Origin of the sequence: Bradyrhizobium sp. BRP56, from assembly GCF_020194035.1 — a bacterium.
In the GTDB taxonomy this organism is placed as follows: Bacteria; Pseudomonadota; Alphaproteobacteria; order Rhizobiales; family Xanthobacteraceae; genus Bradyrhizobium; species Bradyrhizobium australafricanum.
Genome location: NZ_JADYVV010000069.1, coordinates 1 through 18,739, shown reverse-complemented (window position 1 = coordinate 18,739; position 18,739 = coordinate 1). Strand labels below are relative to the sequence as shown.

Sequence of the window (18,739 nt, the reverse complement as noted above, 5' to 3'; positions counted from 1 at the left end):
AAGGGCCATTTCTGCAGGGCTAGCCCGCATCGGCCTCAATCGCCTCCATATCGGCGTCGGAGAGGCCGAAATGGTGCCCGATCTCATGGATCAGCACGTGGCGAACGATGTGGCCGAGGGTCTCGTCGTGCTCGGCCCAGTAGTCCAGGATCGGCCGGCGGTACAGCCAGACCAGGTTGGGCAGCCGGGCCACGTCGCTATGGCTCTGCTGCGGTAGGCCGATGCCCTGAAACAGGCCGAGCAGGTCGAACTCGCTCTCGGCCTGCATCTCGTCGAGCACCTCGTCGGTCGGAAAGTCGTCGACGCGGATGATCAGGCCCTCGCAGAGGGCCCGGAACGTCTTGGGCAGGCGCTCGAAAACCTCGTGCGCCATGGCCTCCATCTCGGCCAGCGAGGGGGCTTTTTCTGTGGTCCACATGACACTCCTTTAGCGCGAGTGCTATCGGCGGCGCCAGCGCAGTTGACCTTGGCGGCGCAATGGGAGACCGTGCCGCCCACGAATGGGGCTCAAGAATCGAGCTTGGGTGGGCGTAATGAAACGGATCGTGGCGACAGCGCTGTTGGCTGTAGCAGTCGGGCTCTCGCTCCCGGCGACAAAGGCGCAGGCACAGAGCGCGGCGGCTGAGGCGCGCGTCGGCGAGGCGGCACCGGTCGCGCGCACGCGCGTCGTCGAGCGCCGCCGGCTGAAGCGCGTGCCGATCTACCGGTCCCGGCCCGATCATTGGGAACCCGATGTCATCCCGCGCTACAACCCCGGTCCGAACGCCGTGCGCGACTGCACCGCGACCTATGTGCAGGAGCACCGGCCGAGCGGTACCGTGATCACGCCGCGCATGAACTGCTTCTGGCGGCCGGGCTAGTTACGCGTATGTCGGCGCGCCGCGCCGATCATCGCAACAGCCGCAATCAATCCTGTCGCCCCATAGACCGCCGCCGCCATCAGCATCCGCGTGCGATGGCTTGCGGTGCCGATGTCGTCGCCCGGTCCTTGCGAGGCGAGCGCGACATCGCCGAGCATGATGGAACCGCAGAGCGCGAGGGCTGTTCGAAGCATCGATCTGCGTGGGCTTGTTCGTGTCACGGCAATCTCCTGCAACAAACGGAAGGCGAGATACGACCATCGTCTATGTCGTTTGCACACGAACGCGAAAAATCGCGCGCAGTGCTGGAACCTGATTGCGCCGGCAGCATTCATGTTCGTGGCGCAGTCATTCACTTCCCATTCACGTCGTCCGCATTCTGCTAGCGATCTGCGTCGCGGCAACGGCGTCGATTCGAAAGCTGAAGCGTTTTCCAGCGGAGCCTGTCCCGCACGTGATGCGGGACGGACACCGGTTCGCGTGAGGAAAGCGCGTCAAGCAGAAGTTCGAGTCGTCGTTGCAAGACGTGACATCAAGGGATCAAGGAGACAATTCATGAAGGCGATGAAGGTTCTGGGGCTCGCGGCTGTCGGTGCCGTGTTGGTGTTGGCGGCGCCGGCCGAGCGTGCAAGCGCGATGTCGCTCGCCACGCCGGGCACAGCCGCTACGGTTCAGGACAATGCGAACCAGACGACCACGCAGGTACGCTGGGGCGGGCGCGGCTGGCATCGTGGCTGGCATCGCGGACATCACCGCGGCTGGGGGCATCGTCGCCACTGGCGCCGTTGATCGCGCGGCGTATTAGCGCAGTTGAGACACAGGCCCGTGAGCAGCGGGCCTGTTGTCGTTCTCAGCCATCAAACCGGCAGATTCGCCCACGCGAGATGATATCCATCGCAATCTGCAGGAGTTGATCATGATGAGATGGATCGGTGTCGCGGCTGTCGCGTGTGCATTCGCGTTGACGGCGCCGGCATCGGCAACCGCCGCGGCATCAGCCACGCCGCAGCAGCAAGCAGGCAAGGCGACTGATATCAGCGCGCAACGCCATCATCACCACTACCATCGTCGCCACTATCACCACGGCTACCGTCCCCATTACCGGCCGTACTACCGGCCCTATTCCTATTATCGGCCGTACGGCTCCTATTATTACGGGCGGCCTTATTACTATCGGCCGTACCCCTATGCTGCGCCGGCGCCATTCACCTTCGGCTTCGGGTTCGGCCCGTTCTGGTGATGCACGCAGTCGCGCCGTGCGCGACATCAGCCGTGCAACAAGAGAGCAGCTCCGATCGGAGCTGCTCCATCCGTCTCAGGGCGCGAAGCCCTTCGCCAGCAGCACAATGCCCTGCGCACCCGCCTTGCGATCCCTGGAGATCTCGACATATTCGGGCGACTCCGACCAGGCACGGAATGCGGCTTCGTCAGGGAATGACATCAGCACCAGCTTGTCGCGATCCCAGCTGCCCTCGATCACCGCGGGCTGTTCGTCGGCCGACAGCAGGCGTCCGTTGAACTTCCTGAATACGTCGAAGAAGCGCGCCTGATACCGATCATAGGCGGCGCGATCGGTCATCTTGAGTTGCACGATCACATAGACAGTCACTGACGTTTCTCCCGGACGTTTCGCCGCAGCGTTTTGCGCGTTCATGGCGCATTCACTCAACGATTTCTAGCGTCATGCCGGGAGCGACTGCAATGAACGCAATGAAACCGGCTGCCATGCAGCCTGGTGCTCGTTGCCGTTGTCAGGGAGGTTCAGAGATGAGGGAGAGCTATTTGCGGCGCGGATTGGTGCGCCGTCTCGGCGTTGCGGCGGCCGCTGTCTTCGCATTGTCGGTTGCCTCGCAGCAGCGCACCGAAGCGCTGTCGCTGGCGAGCCCGGCCGCCGCGCCCGCGGCAAGGTCTGCGGCCGATGCCATGACGACCCAGGTCCGGCACGGCGGTGACGGCCACGGCGGCGGAGGTTTTCATGGTGGCGGCTTCCGCGGTGGTGGATTCCACGGCGGCGGATTTCACGGCCGCGGCTTCCGTGGTGGCGGCTTCCGCGCCGCGCCGGCGTTCCATGGCGGCTATCGCTATGGCGGCTTCCATCGCCATTATGGTGGCTACCACCGCTTCTACGGCGGCGGTTACCGCTACGGCTATCGGCCCTATTACCGCCGGCACTTCCATCACCGGCGCTTCTTCTACGGATCGTCCTACTATTACCCGGCCTACTATCATCACCGCCGTTGCCGGGTGGTCTGGACCTATTACGGTCCGCGCCGGATCTGCCGGCCGTGGTGGCACCATCGCCACTACTGGCGGCCGTACCGGGTCTATTGGTAAAGTTTGAAATAACAGCGGGCGCCTCACGGCGCCCGTCTTGTTGGGTCCCTCTCTTCGCGCGCTGGAGCGTGTTCGAACGAAGCGGGCGCCGTTTCGCGTGAAGAAAACGCGTCAAGAAAGGGGCGTTAGTCCCAGTTCTTCAGCTTCCAGGACTTTATCTTCCACGGCGTCAGGTTTTCCATCCGCCATTGCGTCCAGCGCTCCGGCGGCCAGTGGCTGAGGCGCGAGGTTTCCTTCACCTCGGGAAGCGGATCGATGATGCGCGCCACGGCACGACGGCGCTTTTGGCGCGTCGCGTCGCTGATCATGTCGACGAATTCGGGTTTATCGGCCACGGCACGCGCTCCTTGCGAAGGCTTGTTTTCGCAAGGAGGCAGTGTGCGTACGCCCCGTTAACGAGCCGTTTCCGAAACGGCTCGAGCTTGAGACGAAGCAATAGCGTTTTCGAGCGAAGTGTCCCGGTTCGCGTGAAGAAAACGCGTCAAAAAAGAATCTGGCGCTTGCCTTAGCGCCAGTCGCGGACGTCGACGAAGTGTCCGGCGATCGCGGCGGCCGCGGCCATCGCGGGCGACACCAGATGGGTGCGGCCCTTGAAGCCCTGGCGGCCCTCGAAGTTGCGGTTCGAGGTCGAGGCGCAGCGCTCTTCCGGCTTCAGCTTGTCCGGGTTCATCGCAAGGCACATCGAGCAGCCCGGCTCGCGCCAGTCGAAGCCGGCCGCAATGAAGATCTTGTCGAGGCCTTCGGCTTCCGCCTGCTCCTTCACGATGCCCGAGCCCGGCACGATCATCGCGTTGACGTTGGCGTTGACGGTCTTGCCCTCGGCGATCTTCGCAGCGGCACGCAGGTCCTCGATGCGGCCGTTGGTGCAGGAGCCGATGAAGACGCGGTCGAGCTTGATGTCGGTGATCTTCGTGCCGGCGGTCAGGCCCATATATTTCAGCGCGCGATGCTTGGAGATGCGCTTGGCCTCATCGGCGATTTTGTCGGGATCGGGCACGAAGCCGGTCACCGAGATGACGTCCTCAGGGCTCGTGCCCCAGGTGACGATCGGCGGCAGCTTGGCCGCATCGAGCCGGATCTCGTGGTCGAAATGCGCGCCCTCGTCGGAGCGCAGCGTCTCCCAGTAGCGCATCGCGGCGTCCCAGGCGGCGCCCTTCGGCGCCTTCGGGCGGCCGCGCAGGAAGTCGAACGCCTTCTGGTCGGGCGCGACCAGGCCGGCGCGCGCGCCGCCTTCGATCGACATGTTGCAGACCGTCATGCGGCCTTCCATCGAGAGCGCACGGATCGCCTCGCCGGCATATTCCAGCACATAGCCGGTGCCGCCGGCGGTGCCGATCTCGCCGATGATCGCCAGGATGATGTCCTTGCCGGTCACGCCTTCGGGCAATTTGCCGTCGACGATCGCGCGCATGTTCTTGGCCTTCTTCTGGATCAGCGTCTGCGTCGCCAGCACATGCTCGACCTCGGAGGTGCCGATGCCGTGCGCGAGCGCGCCGAACGCGCCATGCGTCGAGGTGTGGCTGTCACCGCAGACGATGGTGGTGCCGGGCAGCGTAAAACCCTGCTCCGGGCCGATGACGTGAACGATGCCCTGGCGCTTGTCGAACTCGTTGTAATACTCGATGCCGAATTCCTTGGCGTTCTCCGCCATCACCCGCATCTGCTCGATGCTCTCAGGATCGGGGTTCGGCTTCGAGCGGTCGGTGGTCGGGATGTTGTGGTCGACGACGGCGAGTGTCTTCTCGGGCGCGTGCACCTTGCGGCCGGCGGCGCGCAGCCCTTCGAACGCCTGCGGCGAGGTCACCTCGTGCACCAGGTGGCGATCGATATAGAGCAGGCAGGTGCCGTCGTCGGCCTCGTGGACCAGATGGTCGTTCCAGATCTTGTCGTACAGCGTTGTCGGTTTGGACATGAGCTTCAGCTCCAGAAGAAATTCAGTGGTGGAATGGCATGAGCGCGTCTTAAGCGCGCGGACAGGCGAAAGCGTCGAGGCAGCGTTACGCTGCGCGTCTAAGCTCTGATGTTGCCGACGTCGCAAAGCGCCCGAAGAAGCGGCCGGGCAGCCGCGAGCGATCGTCGATCACGACGCGCTTGCAGGTCTGACTTGGACAGCGCTGGCTTGCTTGATCCGGAACCATTCTAAATTTCTAACACAGGGCTTATAGCCGCGACAATCGATCGATTGCGCGGGTGCCCCTGTCGTCATTGCCGGGCATAGCCGTCCGAAGGACGGCGTCGCTTCGCTCGCCTATGCCCGGCAATCCATCCTCTTGAACAAGAGTTCTCATTTCGATGGATGCGCGGGTCAAGCCCGCGCATGACGAGTTGAGGCTGATCTTCGATATAGGCATGCCGCAACAAAAAAGCGCGGGGCAGGCCCCGCGCTTTCGGTCACATCCGCTGAGGGAAACGTTACTCGCCGACGGCGGTCTGGCGGTCCTGCTTCTCGACGATGCGGGCCGACTTGCCGCGCAGGTTGCGCAGGTAATAGAGCTTGGCGCGACGAACCTTGCCGCGACGCACGACCTTGATCGAGTCGATCATCGGCGACATCACCGGGAAGACGCGCTCGACGCCTTCGCCGTAGGAGATCTTGCGCACGGTGAAGCTCTCGTTGAGGCCCTGGCCGGAACGACCGATGCAAACGCCCTCATAGGCCTGCACGCGGGTGCGTTCGCCTTCGACCACCTTCACGTTGACGATGACGGTGTCGCCGGGTCCGAATTCCGGGATATCCTTGGTGGCGGCGAGTTTGTCGAACTGCTCTTTTTCGAGCTGCTGAATAAGGTTCATTGAAATCTCCATCGGCGGCGCGCCCAGCCTTTCGCGGGCTGCGCAAACGTCCATCTATCCTGCGCGGGTGCGGATTTGGCCGCCCGTATAAGGCAAAGCGCAGGGTTTGTCACCCGTCTGTCTTGTTTTTTGTCCCTCGCCGAGCGGCTTTTTGGCCGGCCTTGCGGGCCCAGAGATCGGGCCGCCGAGCCGCCGTCAGAGCCTCGGACTGGGCCAGTCGCCAGGCCGCGACCTTGGCGTGATCGCCGGAAATCAGGATTTCCGGGATTGGCTTGCCCTCGAACTCCTGCGGGCGGGTGTATTGGGGGTATTCCAGTAGTCCTTCGGAAAAGCTTTCCTCGGTTCCCGAGGCCTGCTTGCCCATCACCCCCGGCAGCAGGCGGACGCAGGCGTCGATCAGGGCCATCGCGGCGATTTCGCCGCCGGACAGCACATAATCGCCGATCGAGACCTCCTCGAGGCCTCGCGCCTCGATCACCCGCTGGTCGATGCCTTCGAAGCGGCCGCAGACGATCAGGGGGCCCGGCCCAACCGCCAGCTCCGCGACCTGGGTCTGGGTCAATGGCCGACCGCGCGGACTCATCAAGAGGCGCGGACGGTCAGGCGCGATATCGGCAGCGTCGATCGCCGCCGCCAGCACGTCGGCCCGCAGCACCATGCCCGGGCCGCCGCCCGCCGGCGTGTCGTCGACGCTGCGGTGCTTGTCGGTCGCCGAGGTCCGGATGTCGCGCGCTTCCAGCGCCCAGAGTCCGCCTGCCAGCGCCTTGCCGGCCAGGCTCACGCCGAGCGGCCCCGGAAACATGTCCGGGAACAGGGTCAGCACGGTGGCGCGCCATGGTGTCGCCTGGGCTGTGGTGTCTTGCGATGTCATGGCCTCTGGTTACGGCACCACGGCCGTGAGGTCGAGGCTCTGCATCATCGCGGCCGCATCCACTGCGCGGCGGAAGTCGGCAAGCTTGAAGGTCGCGACGTTGATCTTGCGCAGGTCCAGCAGGCCTTCGGCGGCGAGGCCGGCGAGCTGGCCTGGTGCCGTGCGGTCGTACATGAACTGCCCGACCACCTCCCAGTCATTCGCCAGCATCTCGCGGAACGAGAGTTCGAGCGGCACCTCGGCGCTGCCCATCAGCACCATCCGGCCGCCACGCCTGAGCGCGCGCAGACAGGACAGTGTGGTCGAGGTGCTCTTGGCGGCGCCGAGCAGATCAAGCGCGACATCGGCGGTGCCGCCGGCGGCGCGGCGGATGACCGCAAGGTCGGCTTCGGCATCGCCGCTGACGACGGCGGGAATGACGCGCGGGCCGAACGCGTCGCGCAACTGCTCGAGCGCGGCCTCCTTGCGGCCGACGGCGACGACGCGGCCCGCGCCCATCGCGACCGCGAGCATCACGCCGCCCGAACCGAAATAGCCGGTCGCCCCGTTGACGATGATGGTCTGTCCGCCGCGCAGGCCGGAGCGCTGCAATCCGCCGAACGGCACGATCAGTTTGGCGAGCCCGATCAATTCGCTGGCCGGCTTGTCGTCGAGATTGGCGAGCGGCGTGACGCAGGCGGCCGGCCAGTGCGCGATCTCGGCAAATACGCCGTCGCGCCAGCGTGTCTGCAACGCGAACGCCTCCGGCGTCGTCACCGTGGCGGTGAGGCCGATCAGGATCTGCGGCGGATCGCGATCCGGCACGTCGCCGCGCAGATGCGGGCTGAGGAACACCCGGTCGCCGCCCCGCACATGCGTGACGTTGTCGCCCACGGCGACGACGCGTGCGATCGCGTTGGTGCCCGGCACGAACGGCATCGGCGGCAGGCTGTAGGGCAGCGCGCCGGACAGAAGCTTGTTGGTGTAGGACAGCACCATGCCGGCCTCGATCCGCACGACGACGCCATCGGGCGCGGGCATCGGCGTCGTAACATCCTCGAAGCGCAGATCGTTGTGGGCGTGCAGCCGCCAGGCCTTGTGCGTGCTTGTCATTGGGATGCTCCGTGAGACCATTGCTTAAGTAGCCCGGATGGAGCGAAGCGCAATCCGGGAATCTTGCCAGCGATGAGGTGCGGTCCCGGATTGCGCTGCGCTTCATCCGGGCTACGGGCTAACCCACGTTATGGTCACGCCGTCGTCGGATCGTCAGCGAGATGCCGCGCGAGCGCGACGGCAAGCGGACAGATCGCTAGCGCCGTGAGCGCGGTCGCAGCGGTGGCGAGCGTCGGGCCGAGCGCGTCGCCAAGCAGGCCGTAGATAACGGGCGCGATCGCGCCCGATCCGATCGTTCCGGTATAGAACAGCGCGAAGGCGCGCTCGGTCTGATGCGCGGGGGTGAGCTCGGGCACCGTGCCATAGAGCACCGAGGAGGTGCCGTTGAGCATCACGCCGAGCAGCGGCAGCAGCATGATGGCGGGTGCGAGCGGCAGCGCCAGCACCGCTGCGATCAGCGCCGCTGTGCCGCCTTCGGTGATCAGCACGGTGCGCAGCGTGCCGACCCGTGCGCCGAGCCAGCCGCAGGTGAATTTTCCCGCGGCGCCGCCGATGAAGACAAGCGCCAGCGCGAGACCGTTGGTCGGCAGCGAGGCGCCCTTGTCGCGCAACAGGAACGGCAGGAAGGTGAGAAAGCCCATCCTGACCGCGGTGTCGAGAATTCCGATCGCGAGCAGCCAGCGAAAGCCGCCGCCTGTGCTGGCGCCGCGCGATGCTGATGCCGCCTTGTGCTCGGCGCCCTTGCCGACGGCCGGCATCCAGAGCGCGATGCAGACCGCGACGAGCAAGCCTGCGAGAGCGAGCACGAGCAGCGCGTGCCGCCACGACATGATCACCAGCAGGATCGAGGTCAGCGCCGGGATCGCCGCCTTGCCGAGATCGCCCGAGAAATTGTAGATGCCGAGCGGCCCGCGCGCCGCCGCGCCATAGGCGCGCGACACCGCCGCGGAAGCGATCGGATGCTGCGTGCTCGAGCCCGCGCCGGAGAGCGCGAGGGCGAGGCCAAGGCCAATGACGCCGCCGGAGCATCCAGCAAACGTGTAGCCGAGCGCCGACAGTGCCGTGCCCGCGATCAGGATGATCTTGCCGTCGATCCGCTCCGCGATGCGTCCGACCGGAATCTGCAGCCCGGCCATGGCGCCGGCATAGAGCCCGCGCAGCAGCGCCAGCAGGCCGTAGCTCAGCGCAAATTCGGCCTGCCAGACCGGCAGCAGCACGTAGATGACGTCGGTGTAGCCGTCGTGGAGGGCGTGGTTGAGCCCGGTCACGGTCAGGGTGCGGGTTGACCGGGCACGGTCGGGCCGCGCCGTGCCGGTTTCGGCCGACACGCTCATTGCCGCCTTCCAATGCAAGAAAATCTAAAGCTTGGGCGGGTGAGCATCAGGAGGGGACCTCAGAAAAGAAAGCTATGCAAGGAGCTTGCATGGCAGTATGCGCCGCCAAGGCACTTGTCACAAATCAGTAATAATCGGATCATGCGTTAGAAAATCTTGTATTGGGGGATCATGTTCGTCCCACGCCGCAGCCTGCCGCCGCTCAATGCGGTGCGTGCCTTCGAGGCCGCCGCCCGGCTCGGCAGCTTCAAGGAAGCCGCCGCTGAGCTCAGCGTGACCCATGGCGCGGTCAGTCAACAGATCCGCCTGCTCGAGGAATGGCTGGGGGCGCCGTCGCTGTTTCGGCGATCGGTGCGGCGCGTGGTGCTGACGCCGGCAGGCGCGGCATTGCTGGCAGAGTTCGCGCCCGCGCTCGACCGGATTTCCGCCGCCGTGCAGCAGCATCGCGAGCGGCGCGGCGATCTGGCGGTCGCGGTGTTGCGCGTCAATGCGCTCGCGACCTTCAGCCTGCGCTGGCTGCTGCCGCGGATGAGCCGGTTTCGCGCCGAGCATCCGGATATCGAGGTACGCCTGAGCACGTCGAACGATCCGGTGGATGCGTTGTCTGAATCATTCGACGTCGTGATCCGCGGTGGCCCCGACACCTTCCACGGCTTCTCGTCGCGCTTCCTGGTGTCGGAGCGGAGATTGCCGGTGTGCAGTCCGTCGCTATTGGCGCAGCTGCCGCTCAATGAGATCGCGGACCTCTCCAGGCACACGCTGCTGCATGTCACGTCGATGCCGCGGCTGTGGCGCGACTGGCTCACCGAGGCCGGGCAATCCGCGCTGGAGCCGGCGGCCGCGCTGACCTTCGATCACTTCTATCTGACGATCCAGGCCGCGCTCGACAGTCTCGGCGTCGCGATGGGACCGACCGCGCTGATCGCGGATGATCTCGCGGCCGGGCGCCTGGTGACGCCGTTTCCGGATGTCAGCCTGCCGGCGCGGAGCTACTTCGCGTATTTTCCGGCGGGCCGCAGCAACGATCCGCACAGCGCGGTGTTCTGCGACTGGCTCGAGCAGCAGGGCCGGATGACGGGTTGAAAATTATTCTCGGTCAGGCGGCCGACGGATCGTCGCCGTCGATTTCCTTGGGCAGGTCGATCACCACGCGGCCGCCGTCGAGATCGACAGTCGGCACCACGGCATTGGTGAACGGCAGCAGCATCGTCGCGCCCTGCGGCGGGGCGATCTCGATGATGTCGCCGGCGCCGAAATTATGGATCGCGATCACCTTGCCGAGCGGCTGCTCCGTCGTCGTCACCGCGGCGAGCCCGATCAGATCGGTGTGGTAGTATTCGCCGTCGTCGGTGTCCGGCAGCCGGTCGCGCGGAACGTAGAGCTCGAGCCCGTTGAGCCGTTCGGCATCATCGCGGCTGGCGACGCCCTTCAGCGTCACCACCAGATGGTCCTTGGCCTCACGCACATGCGTGACCTCGAACTGGCGCGTGCCGTCCTTGGTCATCAGCGGACCGTAGTCCTTCACGGCCAGCGGATCTTCGGTGAAGGTCCAAAGCCTGACGGCGCCGCGCACGCCATGCGCAGCGCCGATACGGGCGACACAGACCGGTGCAGCCACCGTGGTCGCCGTTCAGCCTTAAGCCTTGGCGGCGGCTTCGGCCTGCGCCTTGCGCTCCTTGCGCGGCACGGCCTTTTCCGGGTTGTTGCGCGGCGCGCGCTTCTTGACGCCGGCGGCGTCGAGGAAGCGGGTGACGCGATCCGACGGCTGCGCGCCCTTGGCGAGCCAGGCCTTCACCTTGTCCATGTCGAGCTTCAGGCGCGACTCGTTGTCCTTCGGCAGCAGCGGATTGAAGTGGCCGAGACGCTCGATGAAGCGGCCATCGCGCGGGAAGCGCGAGTCGGCGACGACGACGTGATAGACGGGACGCTTCTTGGTGCCTGCGCGAGCGAGGCGGATAACAACGGACATTCAGTTCTCCTTAAGTGTTGGTTCAAAGTCTGTGTTGGTCAGTTACGCCGTCATTGCGAGGAGCGAAGCGACGAAGCAATCCATGTCTCCGCGCGCGGTGAGATGGATTGCTTCGCTGCGCTCGCAATGACGAAAGAGGGTCATTTCTTCTTGCCCGGGAAGCCGCCGAGGCCCGGCAGCATCGGCTTGCCGGAAAGGCCGGTTAGGCCCGGCACGTTCGGCAGGCCGCCGCGCAGCCCGGCCGGCAAATCCTTCGGCAGATTGGGCAGACCGCCGCCGGCGCCGCCCTGCATCTTCTCGGCGAGCGCCTTCATCTCCTCGGCCGAGGGCGGCTTCATGCCGCCGCCGAATCCCATCGCCTGCGCGATGCCGGCGAGCGGGCCGCGTTTGCCGCTTCCCATGGCCTTCATCATGTCGGCCATGTTCCGATGCATCTTCAGCAGCTTGTTGACGTGCTCGACGCTCTGGCCAGCACCTGCCGCGATGCGCTTCTTGCGGCTCGCCTTCAGGATGTCCGGGTTCTTGCGCTCCTGCCGCGTCATCGAATCGATGATCGCGACCTGGCGCTTCAGGATCTTGTCGTCGATGCCGGCCGCCGCGATCTGGTTCTTCATCTTGGAGATGCCGGGCATCATGCCCATCAGGCCGCCGATGCCGCCCATATTGGCCATCTGCTGCAGCTGCTCGCGCATGTCGTTGAGGTCGAACTGACCCTTGCGCATGCGCTCGGCGGTGCGCGCGGCCTTCTCGGCGTCGATATTGGCGGCGGCCTTCTCGACCAGCGAGACAACGTCGCCCATGCCGAGGATGCGGCCGGCGATGCGGTTCGGATGGAAGTCTTCCAGCGCGTCGGTCTTTTCGCCGGTGCCGATCAGCTTGATCGGCTTGCCGGTGACGGCGCGCATCGACAGCGCCGCGCCGCCGCGGCCGTCGCCGTCGACGCGCGTCAGCACGATGCCGGTGAGGCCGACGCGCTCATCGAACGAGCGCGCGAGGTTGACCGCGTCCTGGCCAGTGAGGCTATCCGCGACCAGCAGCACTTCGTGCGGGTTGGCGGCGGCTTTGATCTCGGCCGCCTCCTTCATCATGTCTTCGTCGAGCGTGGTGCGGCCGGCGGTGTCGAGCAGCACGACGTCGTAGCCGCCGAGCTTGCCGGCCTCCAACGCGCGCCTTGCGATCTGCGGCGGCATCTGGCCGGCGACGATCGGCAGCGTCGGAATGTCGAGGTCGCGGCCGAGCACCGCGAGCTGCTCCATCGCCGCCGGGCGGTAGACGTCGAGCGAGGCCATCAGCACCTTGCGCTTGTCGCGCTGGACCATGCGGCGCGCGAGCTTTGCGGTGGTGGTGGTCTTACCGGAGCCTTGCAGACCGACCATCATGATCGGCACCGGTGGCACCGAGTTGATATCGATGGTCTGGCCGTCGGAACCGAGTGTGGCGACGAGCTCGTCATGGACGATCTTCACCACCATCTGGCCCGGCGTCACCGACTTGACGACGGTGGCGCCGATCGCCTGCTCGCGGACCCGGTCGATGAAGCTGCGGACCACCTCGAGCGCGACGTCGGCCTCGAGCAGCGCGCGGCGCACCTCGCGCATTGCGGCATCGACGTCCTTTTCGGTCAGCGCACCGCGCCCCGTCAGACGATCGAGAATGCCACCAAGCCGTTCCGACAGATTGTCGAACAATGCCGTTGTCCTCTTTTACCTCTCCCCGCCTGAGGGGAGAGGTCGCCGCGCATTTGCGCGGCGGGTGAAGGGGTACAGGGCTATCCACACGCACAGTGCGCGGAGAGAGCTCCTCACCCCGACTCTCTCCCCGCAAGAGCGGGGCGAGGGAGAAGGAAATCCAAACACTTTCGCGCCCGAGGGCGCATCGCGCTGTCGGGCGTTGGCCTCTGGCCTCCAGGACCAGTCGGCGGGTCGAAAAGACGGAGCTTTCCGAGAAAGTGGCCGCGTTAAACGCTGCCGGGGCGGCAAAGTCAAGGAAAGTTTCGCTGAAATCCGCTCAGTATCGACCGTAAGGTACTGAAATCACGTCGATTTGCCCTATTGGTTCCGAATTCGCCGCTGCCACCCATATAACCGGAGCCTGCCTCCTATTCCGGAACCCGCGTGCTGATCACCCGCCGCCGCCTTCTCGCAACCTTGACCGGAGCCGCCGCAGCGATCGGTGTGCCCTCGATCTGGATGACTGCCATGAAAACCTACGACGGCCCCGTGTCCGATCATTTCGACGGCCTGCACTTCTTCGATCCGGACGGCTCGCCGCCGAAATCGCTTGGTGAGGTGCTGCGCTGGCAGTTCGGGGGCGGCCGGAAGCGCGCGGTCTGGCCGGAATGGGCGCCGAGCCCCCATGCCGATACGCCGCCGCCCCGTGTGGATGGCGACAAGGTGCGGCTCTGCTTCGTCGGTCATGCCAGCTGGCTGATCCAGGCCGCGGGCCTCAACATCCTGTTCGATCCAGTCTGGTCGATGCGTGCCTCACCGTTCAGCTTCGCCGGGCCGAAGCGGCACAACGATCCCGGCATCGCATTCGATAAACTGCCCAGGATTGATGTCGTGCTGGTGTCGCACGGCCACTACGACCATCTCGACGTCGCGACGCTGTCGAAACTTGCGGGTGCATTTGGTCCTCGCGTGATCACGCCGCTCGGCAACGACGTCACGATGCGTACGTCCGATGCCGCGATCAAAGCCGAGGCGTTCGACTGGCATCAGCGCGTCGAGCTCGGCAATGGCCTTGCCGCGACACTGGTGCCGACGCGGCACTGGTCGGCGCGCGGCCTGTTCGATCGCAACAAGGCGCTGTGGGCGAGTTTTGTTTTGGAGACGCCGGCCGGCAAGCTCTACATCGTCGGCGATTCCGGCTACGGCGACGGGGGGCATTTCCGCCGGGTGGCCGAGGCGCTTGGCCCGCTCAGGCTTGCGATCCTGCCGATCGGCGCCTATGAGCCGCGCTGGTTCATGCGCGACCAGCACATGAACCCGGAGGATGCGGTGAAGGCGCTGGCCGATTGTGGCGCCGCCCAGGCGCTGGCGCATCACCACGGCACATTCCAGTTGACCGACGAGGCGATCGACGCGCCCGCGATCGCGCTTGGCGAAGCGCTCGACGCGGCGAGCGTGCCGCGCGAGAAGTTTCTGACGTTGAAGCCCGGGCAGGTGTTCGAGATTTAGAGCGATAAGTAGCCCGGATGAAGCGCAGCGTAATCCGGGAAAGTCCATCCGCGGAGAAGTCGGCCCCGGATTGCGCTGCGCTTCATCCGGGCTACGATTTCACCTCCCCTTGAAAAGGGGAGGTCGCTTTGCTCGTCAGAGCAAAGCGGGTGGGGATCTGCTCCCTCCACTTGCAGCGGAGCCTGCGGCTGACCCCCATCCCGACCTTCCCCCTTTCAGGGGGGGAAAGGAGACGAGAGATCTGTAGCCTCTTACTTCTCCTTGATCGCCCAGGAGACGCTGACATTGACCGTCAGCGTTTCCTCGCCTTGCGCCACCGGCGTCGGCGCGGCGAAGCCTGCCGTCGCCATCTTGGGACGGAACACCGGGACCGGCGCCGAGCCGACCTCCGCAATATTCACGGGTGCGCCGAGCGTGACGCCGGCGGCCTTGGCGTAGATCTCGGCCTTGCGGCGGGCGTCGGCGATCGCCTTTTCGCGCGCCTCGTCGAGCAGCTTCGAGGCCTGCGACACCGAGAAATTGAGCCCGCCGATATCGTTGGCGCCGGCGCCGACCAGCACGTCGATGACGCTGGCGACCTTGCTCACATCGTGCAGCCTGATCGTGACGCGATTGCTCGCGTGGTAGCTGACGATGCTGGGCGGGGCGTTCGGCGACGACGGCCCACGATTGGCGAATTGCGGCTGTAGTGACAGCCGCGAGGTCTGAAAGTCCTTCTCCGCGATCCCGGCGCCCTTCAGCGCGGCCAGCACCTTGCCCATCGTCACATTGTTGGCTTCGGCGGCTTCGCGTGCGGTCTTGGCGTCGGTGGTGACGCCGGCGTCGAGCTGCGCCTGGTCGGGCGGCGCCGACACGGTCGCCTCGCCGGTGACCGAGATCGCCGGCGGAAAGTCGTCATTGGCCAGTGCGGGCGCAGCCAGCAGCGTGGTCGCGATCAGGGGGACGGCGAAGGAGAGGCCGAAGGGGAGGCCAAGGAGAAGGCGATGGGTCATCTGGCTCACTTCAGGGGTACGTAGACGTTGATCACAAGCTTGTCCTCCGCGGTCTTCAGCGGATCGGTGATGTATTCCTCGATAAAGGTGTCCTTGGCTTCGAGCTTCTTGTCGTCGAGGTGGTTGGTGATCGCCTCATAGGTGTTGTCCATGTTGTCGTAGGAACCGCGATGGACGAACTTCAGCGCCTTGCCGTCAGGCGAATTGCCCATGCTCATGTTCTTGCCGAGGTTCTTGACGTCCTGATCGACCGGGATCTCGGCGATGAAGGTGAAGCCGGTGTCGTCGGTCGAGGTGTAGACGATCATCGGATTGCCCGCTGCCTTGACGCCGTCCTTGTCGAGCAGCGCGGTGAGCTGCTTGAACGCCTCGATCAGCGCGTCGAAGGCGGAATCCCAATTGGCGGTGCCCTTCAGCATCACGACCTTCTTCGGCTCCAGCGTGAACGGCTCGCCGAAGGGATCGGCGGTCTGCACTGGGGCGGCCGGCGCCGGCGCCGGGGTCTGCGCTGCGGCCGGGCTGTCGGCCGGCGACTTGGTCTCGGCCGGCGGGGGCACCGGCGTCGCCGACGGTGCAGGGGCAGGGGTCGGGCTCGGGCTCGCTGCGGGAGCGGGCGAGGCTGACGGCGACTGGGCAGGGGCCGGGCTTGCCAGTGCGATCGCGGCCAAGGGCAGCAGCGCGACCAGGGCGGCGCGGAGCGTGTTGATACGGTTCATTGGTTTTTCTCCATCCCCTGCCTCGAACGGCCGCTCGATCTGTCCCGGCGCGCGGTCCGTGAGGTGCGATATTCCTAACACGCAAGTTCTGCATTCGTCCCATGACAGATGTGTCATGGGGCCATTCAGGCTGGCTAACTGGCCACCACTCGCCATATAACCGGGCAGAATTTGGGAAAATCGATGAGCGCGCTCGCTAATCACGCATTCGCCAAGATGAACGGCATCGGCAACGAGATCGTCGTCGTCGACCTGCGCGATTTAGCGGCACAAGGTCGGGCACAGGTGTCGGCGGCGGAGGCGCGCGCCGTGGCTTCGCCGGCGGGCGGCGTGCCCTATGACCAGCTGATGGTGCTGCAGCCGCCGCGGCTCGACGGCACCGAAGCGTTCATCTCGATCTACAACAATGACGGCTCGGAGGCCGGGGCCTGCGGCAACGGCATGCGCTGCGTGGTGCGGCGGATCTTCGAGAAGACCGGCCAGACATCAGCGACGTTCCAGACCCGCGCCGGCCTGCTCAATTGCTGGCAGGGGCCGGCGCCCGATCTCTACACCGTCGACATGGGCGCGCCGAAGTTCGGCTGGCAGGACATTCCGCTGGCTGAGGAATTTCGCGACACCCGCTACATCGAGCTGCAGGTCGGTCCGATCGACAATCCGGTGCTGCACTCGCCCTCGGTGGTCTCGATGGGCAATCCGCATGCGATCTTCTGGGTCGATGACGTCAATGCCTACGATCTCGAACGTTTCGGGCCGCTGCTGGAAAACCATCCGATCTTTCCGGAGCGCGCCAACATCACCCTCGCCCATATCGTCGATCGCGACCACATCACGATCCGCACCTGGGAACGCGGCGCCGGCCTCACCAGAGCGTGCGGCTCGGCGGCCTGCGCGACGGCGGTTGCGGCGGCGCGGCTCAAGCGTGCCAATCGCATCGTCGAGATCACGCTGCCCGGCGGCAAGCTCGGCATCGAGTGGCGCGAGCGCGACGATCACGTGCTGATGACCGGCACCGCCGATTTCGAGTATGAGGGCCGCTTCGATCCGGCGCTGTTCGCCAGCGTTGCTTGATCGGGCGTGAGATCGGTTATGGGCGTCGATGTCATCACCTTTGGCTGCCGCCTCAACGCATTTGAGTCCGAGGTGATTCGCCGCGAAGCCGAGCAGGCGGGGCTTTTCGACACCATCGTCGTCAACAGCTGCGCCGTCACCAACGAGGCGGTGGCGCAGGTGCGGCAGTCGATCCGCAAGCTGAAACGCGAACGCCCGCATGCGCGCATCGTCGTCACTGGCTGTGCGGCGCAGACGCAAAGCCGGATGTTCGCCGAGATGGCCGAAGTCGATCGCGTCGTCGGCAATGACGAGAAGATGCGCGGCGAAGCCTGGCAGGCGACGCGTGCAGCTCTCGAGGCGCCGTTCGGCATCGATGCGAGCGAGAAGGTCGCGGTCGCCGACATCATGGCGGTGACCGAGATGGCGCCGCATCTGCTCGACGGCTTCGAGTGCGGCCTGCCTCGCGTATTCGTGCAGGTGCAGAACGGCTGCGATCATCGCTGCACCTTCTGCATCATCCCCTACGGCCGCGGCAATTCGCGCTCGGTGCCGATGGGCGCGGTGGTCGATCAGGTCCGCGCGCTGGTCGGGCGCGGCCATGCCGAGATCGTGCTGACCGGCGTCGATCTCACGAGCTATGGCGCCGACCTGCCGGGCGCGCCGAAACTCGGCCAGTTGACCCGGCAGATCCTGCGCCATGTGCCCGAGCTGAAGCGGCTGCGCATTTCGTCGATCGATTCGATCGAGGCGGATCGCGACCTGCTCGATGTCATCGCCGACGATACGCGGCTGATGCCGCATCTGCATCTGTCGTTGCAGTCCGGCGACGACATGATCCTGAAGCGGATGAAGCGCCGGCATTCGCGAAAGGATGCGATCGATTTCTGCGCGCAGGTCCGCCGGCTGCGGCCGGACATCGCTCTCGGCGCCGACATCATCGCGGGCTTCCCGACCGAGTCTGAAGCGATGTTCGCGCGTTCGCTCGATCTGGTCGCGGAATGCGATCTCACCTTCCTGCACGTGTTTCCCTATTCGCGGCGTCCGGGCACGCCCGCCGCACGGATGCCGCAGGTCGATGGCGGCGCGATCAAGGAGCGCGCCAGGCGGCTGCGCGCGGCAGGCGAAGCCGCGCTGCTGCGCCGGCTTGATGCGGAAGTCGGCGCGACGCGCGAGGTGCTGATCGAGAGCGAGCGGCAAGGCCGCACCGAGCACTTCCTGCCGGTCGCGATCGAGAGAGATGTGCCGGGCATGGTGCGCGCGATGACTATCCGCGGCCATGACGGTGCGCGGCTCATTGCATCGGGCCGCTGAGAGAGTTCGCTCCCATTGTCGTCCCGGCGCAGGCCGGGACCCATTGCCCCAAATCTCAATTGCTGCGCGAAGCTGGGGCCGCGATCTCGCACGGTCACCGAATGCGGTGGTTGATGGTGTGGACGGCCCCCTACGGCATCAGTGTGCCAGAATGAGGTTGTCTAGATCTCATACAAGGGAGCCGTCCGTGAACCAGATTATCCGCATTGGGATTGATACGTCGAAGTATATTTTT

At 65.6% G+C, this 18,739-nt stretch carries 22 protein-coding genes; 8 read left to right on the top strand and 14 right to left on the bottom strand.

Features of this window, described 5'->3' with window-relative positions; genetic code table 11:
- Nucleotides 1-19: 19 nt before the first annotated feature.
- The gene (locus tag I6F38_RS34670; RefSeq protein ID WP_016847635.1) at nucleotides 20-418 is read right to left on the bottom strand and encodes a metallopeptidase family protein; all 399 of its coding nucleotides are present in this window, start codon (nucleotides 416-418) and stop codon (nucleotides 20-22) included.
- Nucleotides 419-533: 115 nt separating this feature from the next.
- Here I6F38_RS34670 and I6F38_RS34665 point away from each other — a divergent pair, with 115 nt between their 5' ends.
- Complete coding sequence (locus I6F38_RS34665) at nucleotides 534-860, top strand: hypothetical protein (protein ID WP_057020952.1); 327 nt, start codon at nucleotides 534-536, stop codon at nucleotides 858-860.
- On the opposite strand, the gene I6F38_RS34660 is transcribed toward I6F38_RS34665, so the two are convergent.
- Nucleotides 857-1,195 (bottom strand): hypothetical protein, encoded by a 339-nt coding sequence (locus tag I6F38_RS34660; protein ID WP_225163587.1) that lies wholly within the window; start codon nucleotides 1,193-1,195, stop codon nucleotides 857-859. The genes I6F38_RS34665 and I6F38_RS34660 overlap by 4 nt on opposite strands.
- 220 nt (nucleotides 1,196-1,415) lie before the next feature.
- On the opposite strand from I6F38_RS34660, the gene I6F38_RS34655 reads away from it, so the two are divergent.
- Complete coding sequence (locus I6F38_RS34655; RefSeq protein WP_016847632.1) at nucleotides 1,416-1,649, top strand: hypothetical protein; 234 nt, start codon at nucleotides 1,416-1,418, stop codon at nucleotides 1,647-1,649.
- A gap of 127 nt (nucleotides 1,650-1,776) precedes the next feature.
- On the top strand, nucleotides 1,777-2,100 hold the full coding sequence (locus I6F38_RS34650) for a hypothetical protein (RefSeq protein WP_225163586.1): 324 nt from the start codon (nucleotides 1,777-1,779) through the stop codon (nucleotides 2,098-2,100).
- Nucleotides 2,101-2,175: 75 nt separating this feature from the next.
- Here I6F38_RS34650 and I6F38_RS34645 read toward each other — a convergent pair whose 3' ends face one another.
- A complete protein-coding gene (locus tag I6F38_RS34645) occupies nucleotides 2,176-2,469 on the bottom strand; it encodes a DUF1330 domain-containing protein (RefSeq protein ID WP_225163585.1) in 294 nt (97 codons plus the stop codon).
- Nucleotides 2,470-2,627: 158 nt separating this feature from the next.
- Here I6F38_RS34645 and I6F38_RS34640 point away from each other — a divergent pair, with 158 nt between their 5' ends.
- Nucleotides 2,628-3,194 carry a hypothetical protein gene (locus I6F38_RS34640; protein WP_225163584.1) on the top strand — a complete coding sequence of 189 codons (567 nt, stop codon included), beginning with the start codon at nucleotides 2,628-2,630 and terminating at the stop codon, nucleotides 3,192-3,194.
- A gap of 125 nt (nucleotides 3,195-3,319) precedes the next feature.
- On the opposite strand, the gene I6F38_RS34635 is transcribed toward I6F38_RS34640, so the two are convergent.
- From I6F38_RS34635 to I6F38_RS34610, 6 genes are all read right to left on the bottom strand, one after another.
- Entirely contained in the window at nucleotides 3,320-3,529 is a 210-nt protein-coding gene (locus I6F38_RS34635) for a hypothetical protein (protein WP_016847629.1), read from the bottom strand.
- 170 nt (nucleotides 3,530-3,699) lie between these two features.
- A complete protein-coding gene (leuC, locus tag I6F38_RS34630; protein ID WP_225163583.1) occupies nucleotides 3,700-5,106 on the bottom strand; it encodes a 3-isopropylmalate dehydratase large subunit in 1,407 nt (468 codons plus the stop codon).
- A gap of 500 nt (nucleotides 5,107-5,606) precedes the next feature.
- Nucleotides 5,607-5,987, bottom strand: a complete 381-nt coding sequence (rplS, locus tag I6F38_RS34625) for a 50S ribosomal protein L19 (protein WP_018269387.1) — start codon at nucleotides 5,985-5,987, stop codon at nucleotides 5,607-5,609.
- A 109-nt stretch (nucleotides 5,988-6,096) separates the two neighbouring features.
- Nucleotides 6,097-6,858: a tRNA (guanosine(37)-N1)-methyltransferase TrmD gene (gene trmD, locus I6F38_RS34620; protein ID WP_092086995.1), complete on the bottom strand. Its 762-nt coding sequence runs from the start codon at nucleotides 6,856-6,858 to the stop codon at nucleotides 6,097-6,099.
- A gap of 9 nt (nucleotides 6,859-6,867) precedes the next feature.
- Nucleotides 6,868-7,950, bottom strand: a complete 1,083-nt coding sequence (locus I6F38_RS34615; RefSeq protein ID WP_225163582.1) for a zinc-binding alcohol dehydrogenase family protein — start codon at nucleotides 7,948-7,950, stop codon at nucleotides 6,868-6,870.
- A 134-nt stretch (nucleotides 7,951-8,084) separates the two neighbouring features.
- Entirely contained in the window at nucleotides 8,085-9,284 is a 1,200-nt protein-coding gene (locus I6F38_RS34610) for an MFS transporter (protein WP_225163581.1), read from the bottom strand.
- A gap of 171 nt (nucleotides 9,285-9,455) precedes the next feature.
- Here I6F38_RS34610 and gcvA point away from each other — a divergent pair, with 171 nt between their 5' ends.
- Entirely contained in the window at nucleotides 9,456-10,367 is a 912-nt protein-coding gene (gene gcvA / locus I6F38_RS34605; RefSeq protein ID WP_225163580.1) for a transcriptional regulator GcvA, read from the top strand.
- 13 nt (nucleotides 10,368-10,380) lie between these two features.
- On the opposite strand, the gene rimM is transcribed toward gcvA, so the two are convergent.
- The 3 genes from rimM to ffh all read right to left on the bottom strand — a co-directional run bounded on the left by rimM (nucleotide 10,381) and on the right by ffh (nucleotide 12,941).
- On the bottom strand, nucleotides 10,381-10,902 hold the full coding sequence (gene rimM, locus I6F38_RS34600; RefSeq protein ID WP_225163579.1) for a ribosome maturation factor RimM: 522 nt from the start codon (nucleotides 10,900-10,902) through the stop codon (nucleotides 10,381-10,383).
- Between the two features lie 18 nt (nucleotides 10,903-10,920).
- On the bottom strand, nucleotides 10,921-11,253 hold the full coding sequence (gene rpsP, locus I6F38_RS34595) for a 30S ribosomal protein S16 (protein ID WP_016847621.1): 333 nt from the start codon (nucleotides 11,251-11,253) through the stop codon (nucleotides 10,921-10,923).
- A gap of 140 nt (nucleotides 11,254-11,393) precedes the next feature.
- Nucleotides 11,394-12,941, bottom strand: coding sequence for a signal recognition particle protein (gene ffh / locus I6F38_RS34590; RefSeq protein ID WP_018269389.1), 1,548 nt, complete (start codon nucleotides 12,939-12,941; stop codon nucleotides 11,394-11,396).
- 426 nt (nucleotides 12,942-13,367) lie between these two features.
- Here ffh and I6F38_RS34585 point away from each other — a divergent pair, with 426 nt between their 5' ends.
- Nucleotides 13,368-14,432: an MBL fold metallo-hydrolase gene (locus I6F38_RS34585; RefSeq protein WP_225163578.1), complete on the top strand. Its 1,065-nt coding sequence runs from the start codon at nucleotides 13,368-13,370 to the stop codon at nucleotides 14,430-14,432.
- 251 nt (nucleotides 14,433-14,683) lie between these two features.
- Here I6F38_RS34585 and I6F38_RS34580 read toward each other — a convergent pair whose 3' ends face one another.
- Both I6F38_RS34580 and I6F38_RS34575 read right to left on the bottom strand, forming a co-directional pair.
- A complete protein-coding gene (locus I6F38_RS34580) occupies nucleotides 14,684-15,424 on the bottom strand; it encodes an SIMPL domain-containing protein (RefSeq protein WP_225163577.1) in 741 nt (246 codons plus the stop codon).
- 5 nt (nucleotides 15,425-15,429) lie between these two features.
- On the bottom strand, nucleotides 15,430-16,140 hold the full coding sequence (locus tag I6F38_RS34575; RefSeq protein WP_028340834.1) for a GyrI-like domain-containing protein: 711 nt from the start codon (nucleotides 16,138-16,140) through the stop codon (nucleotides 15,430-15,432).
- 183 nt (nucleotides 16,141-16,323) lie between these two features.
- Here I6F38_RS34575 and dapF point away from each other — a divergent pair, with 183 nt between their 5' ends.
- Complete coding sequence (gene dapF / locus I6F38_RS34570; RefSeq protein WP_225163576.1) at nucleotides 16,324-17,211, top strand: diaminopimelate epimerase; 888 nt, start codon at nucleotides 16,324-16,326, stop codon at nucleotides 17,209-17,211.
- Between the two features lie 18 nt (nucleotides 17,212-17,229).
- Entirely contained in the window at nucleotides 17,230-18,504 is a 1,275-nt protein-coding gene (mtaB, locus tag I6F38_RS34565) for a tRNA (N(6)-L-threonylcarbamoyladenosine(37)-C(2))-methylthiotransferase MtaB (protein WP_225163575.1), read from the top strand.
- Nucleotides 18,505-18,739: the final 235 nt, after the last annotated feature.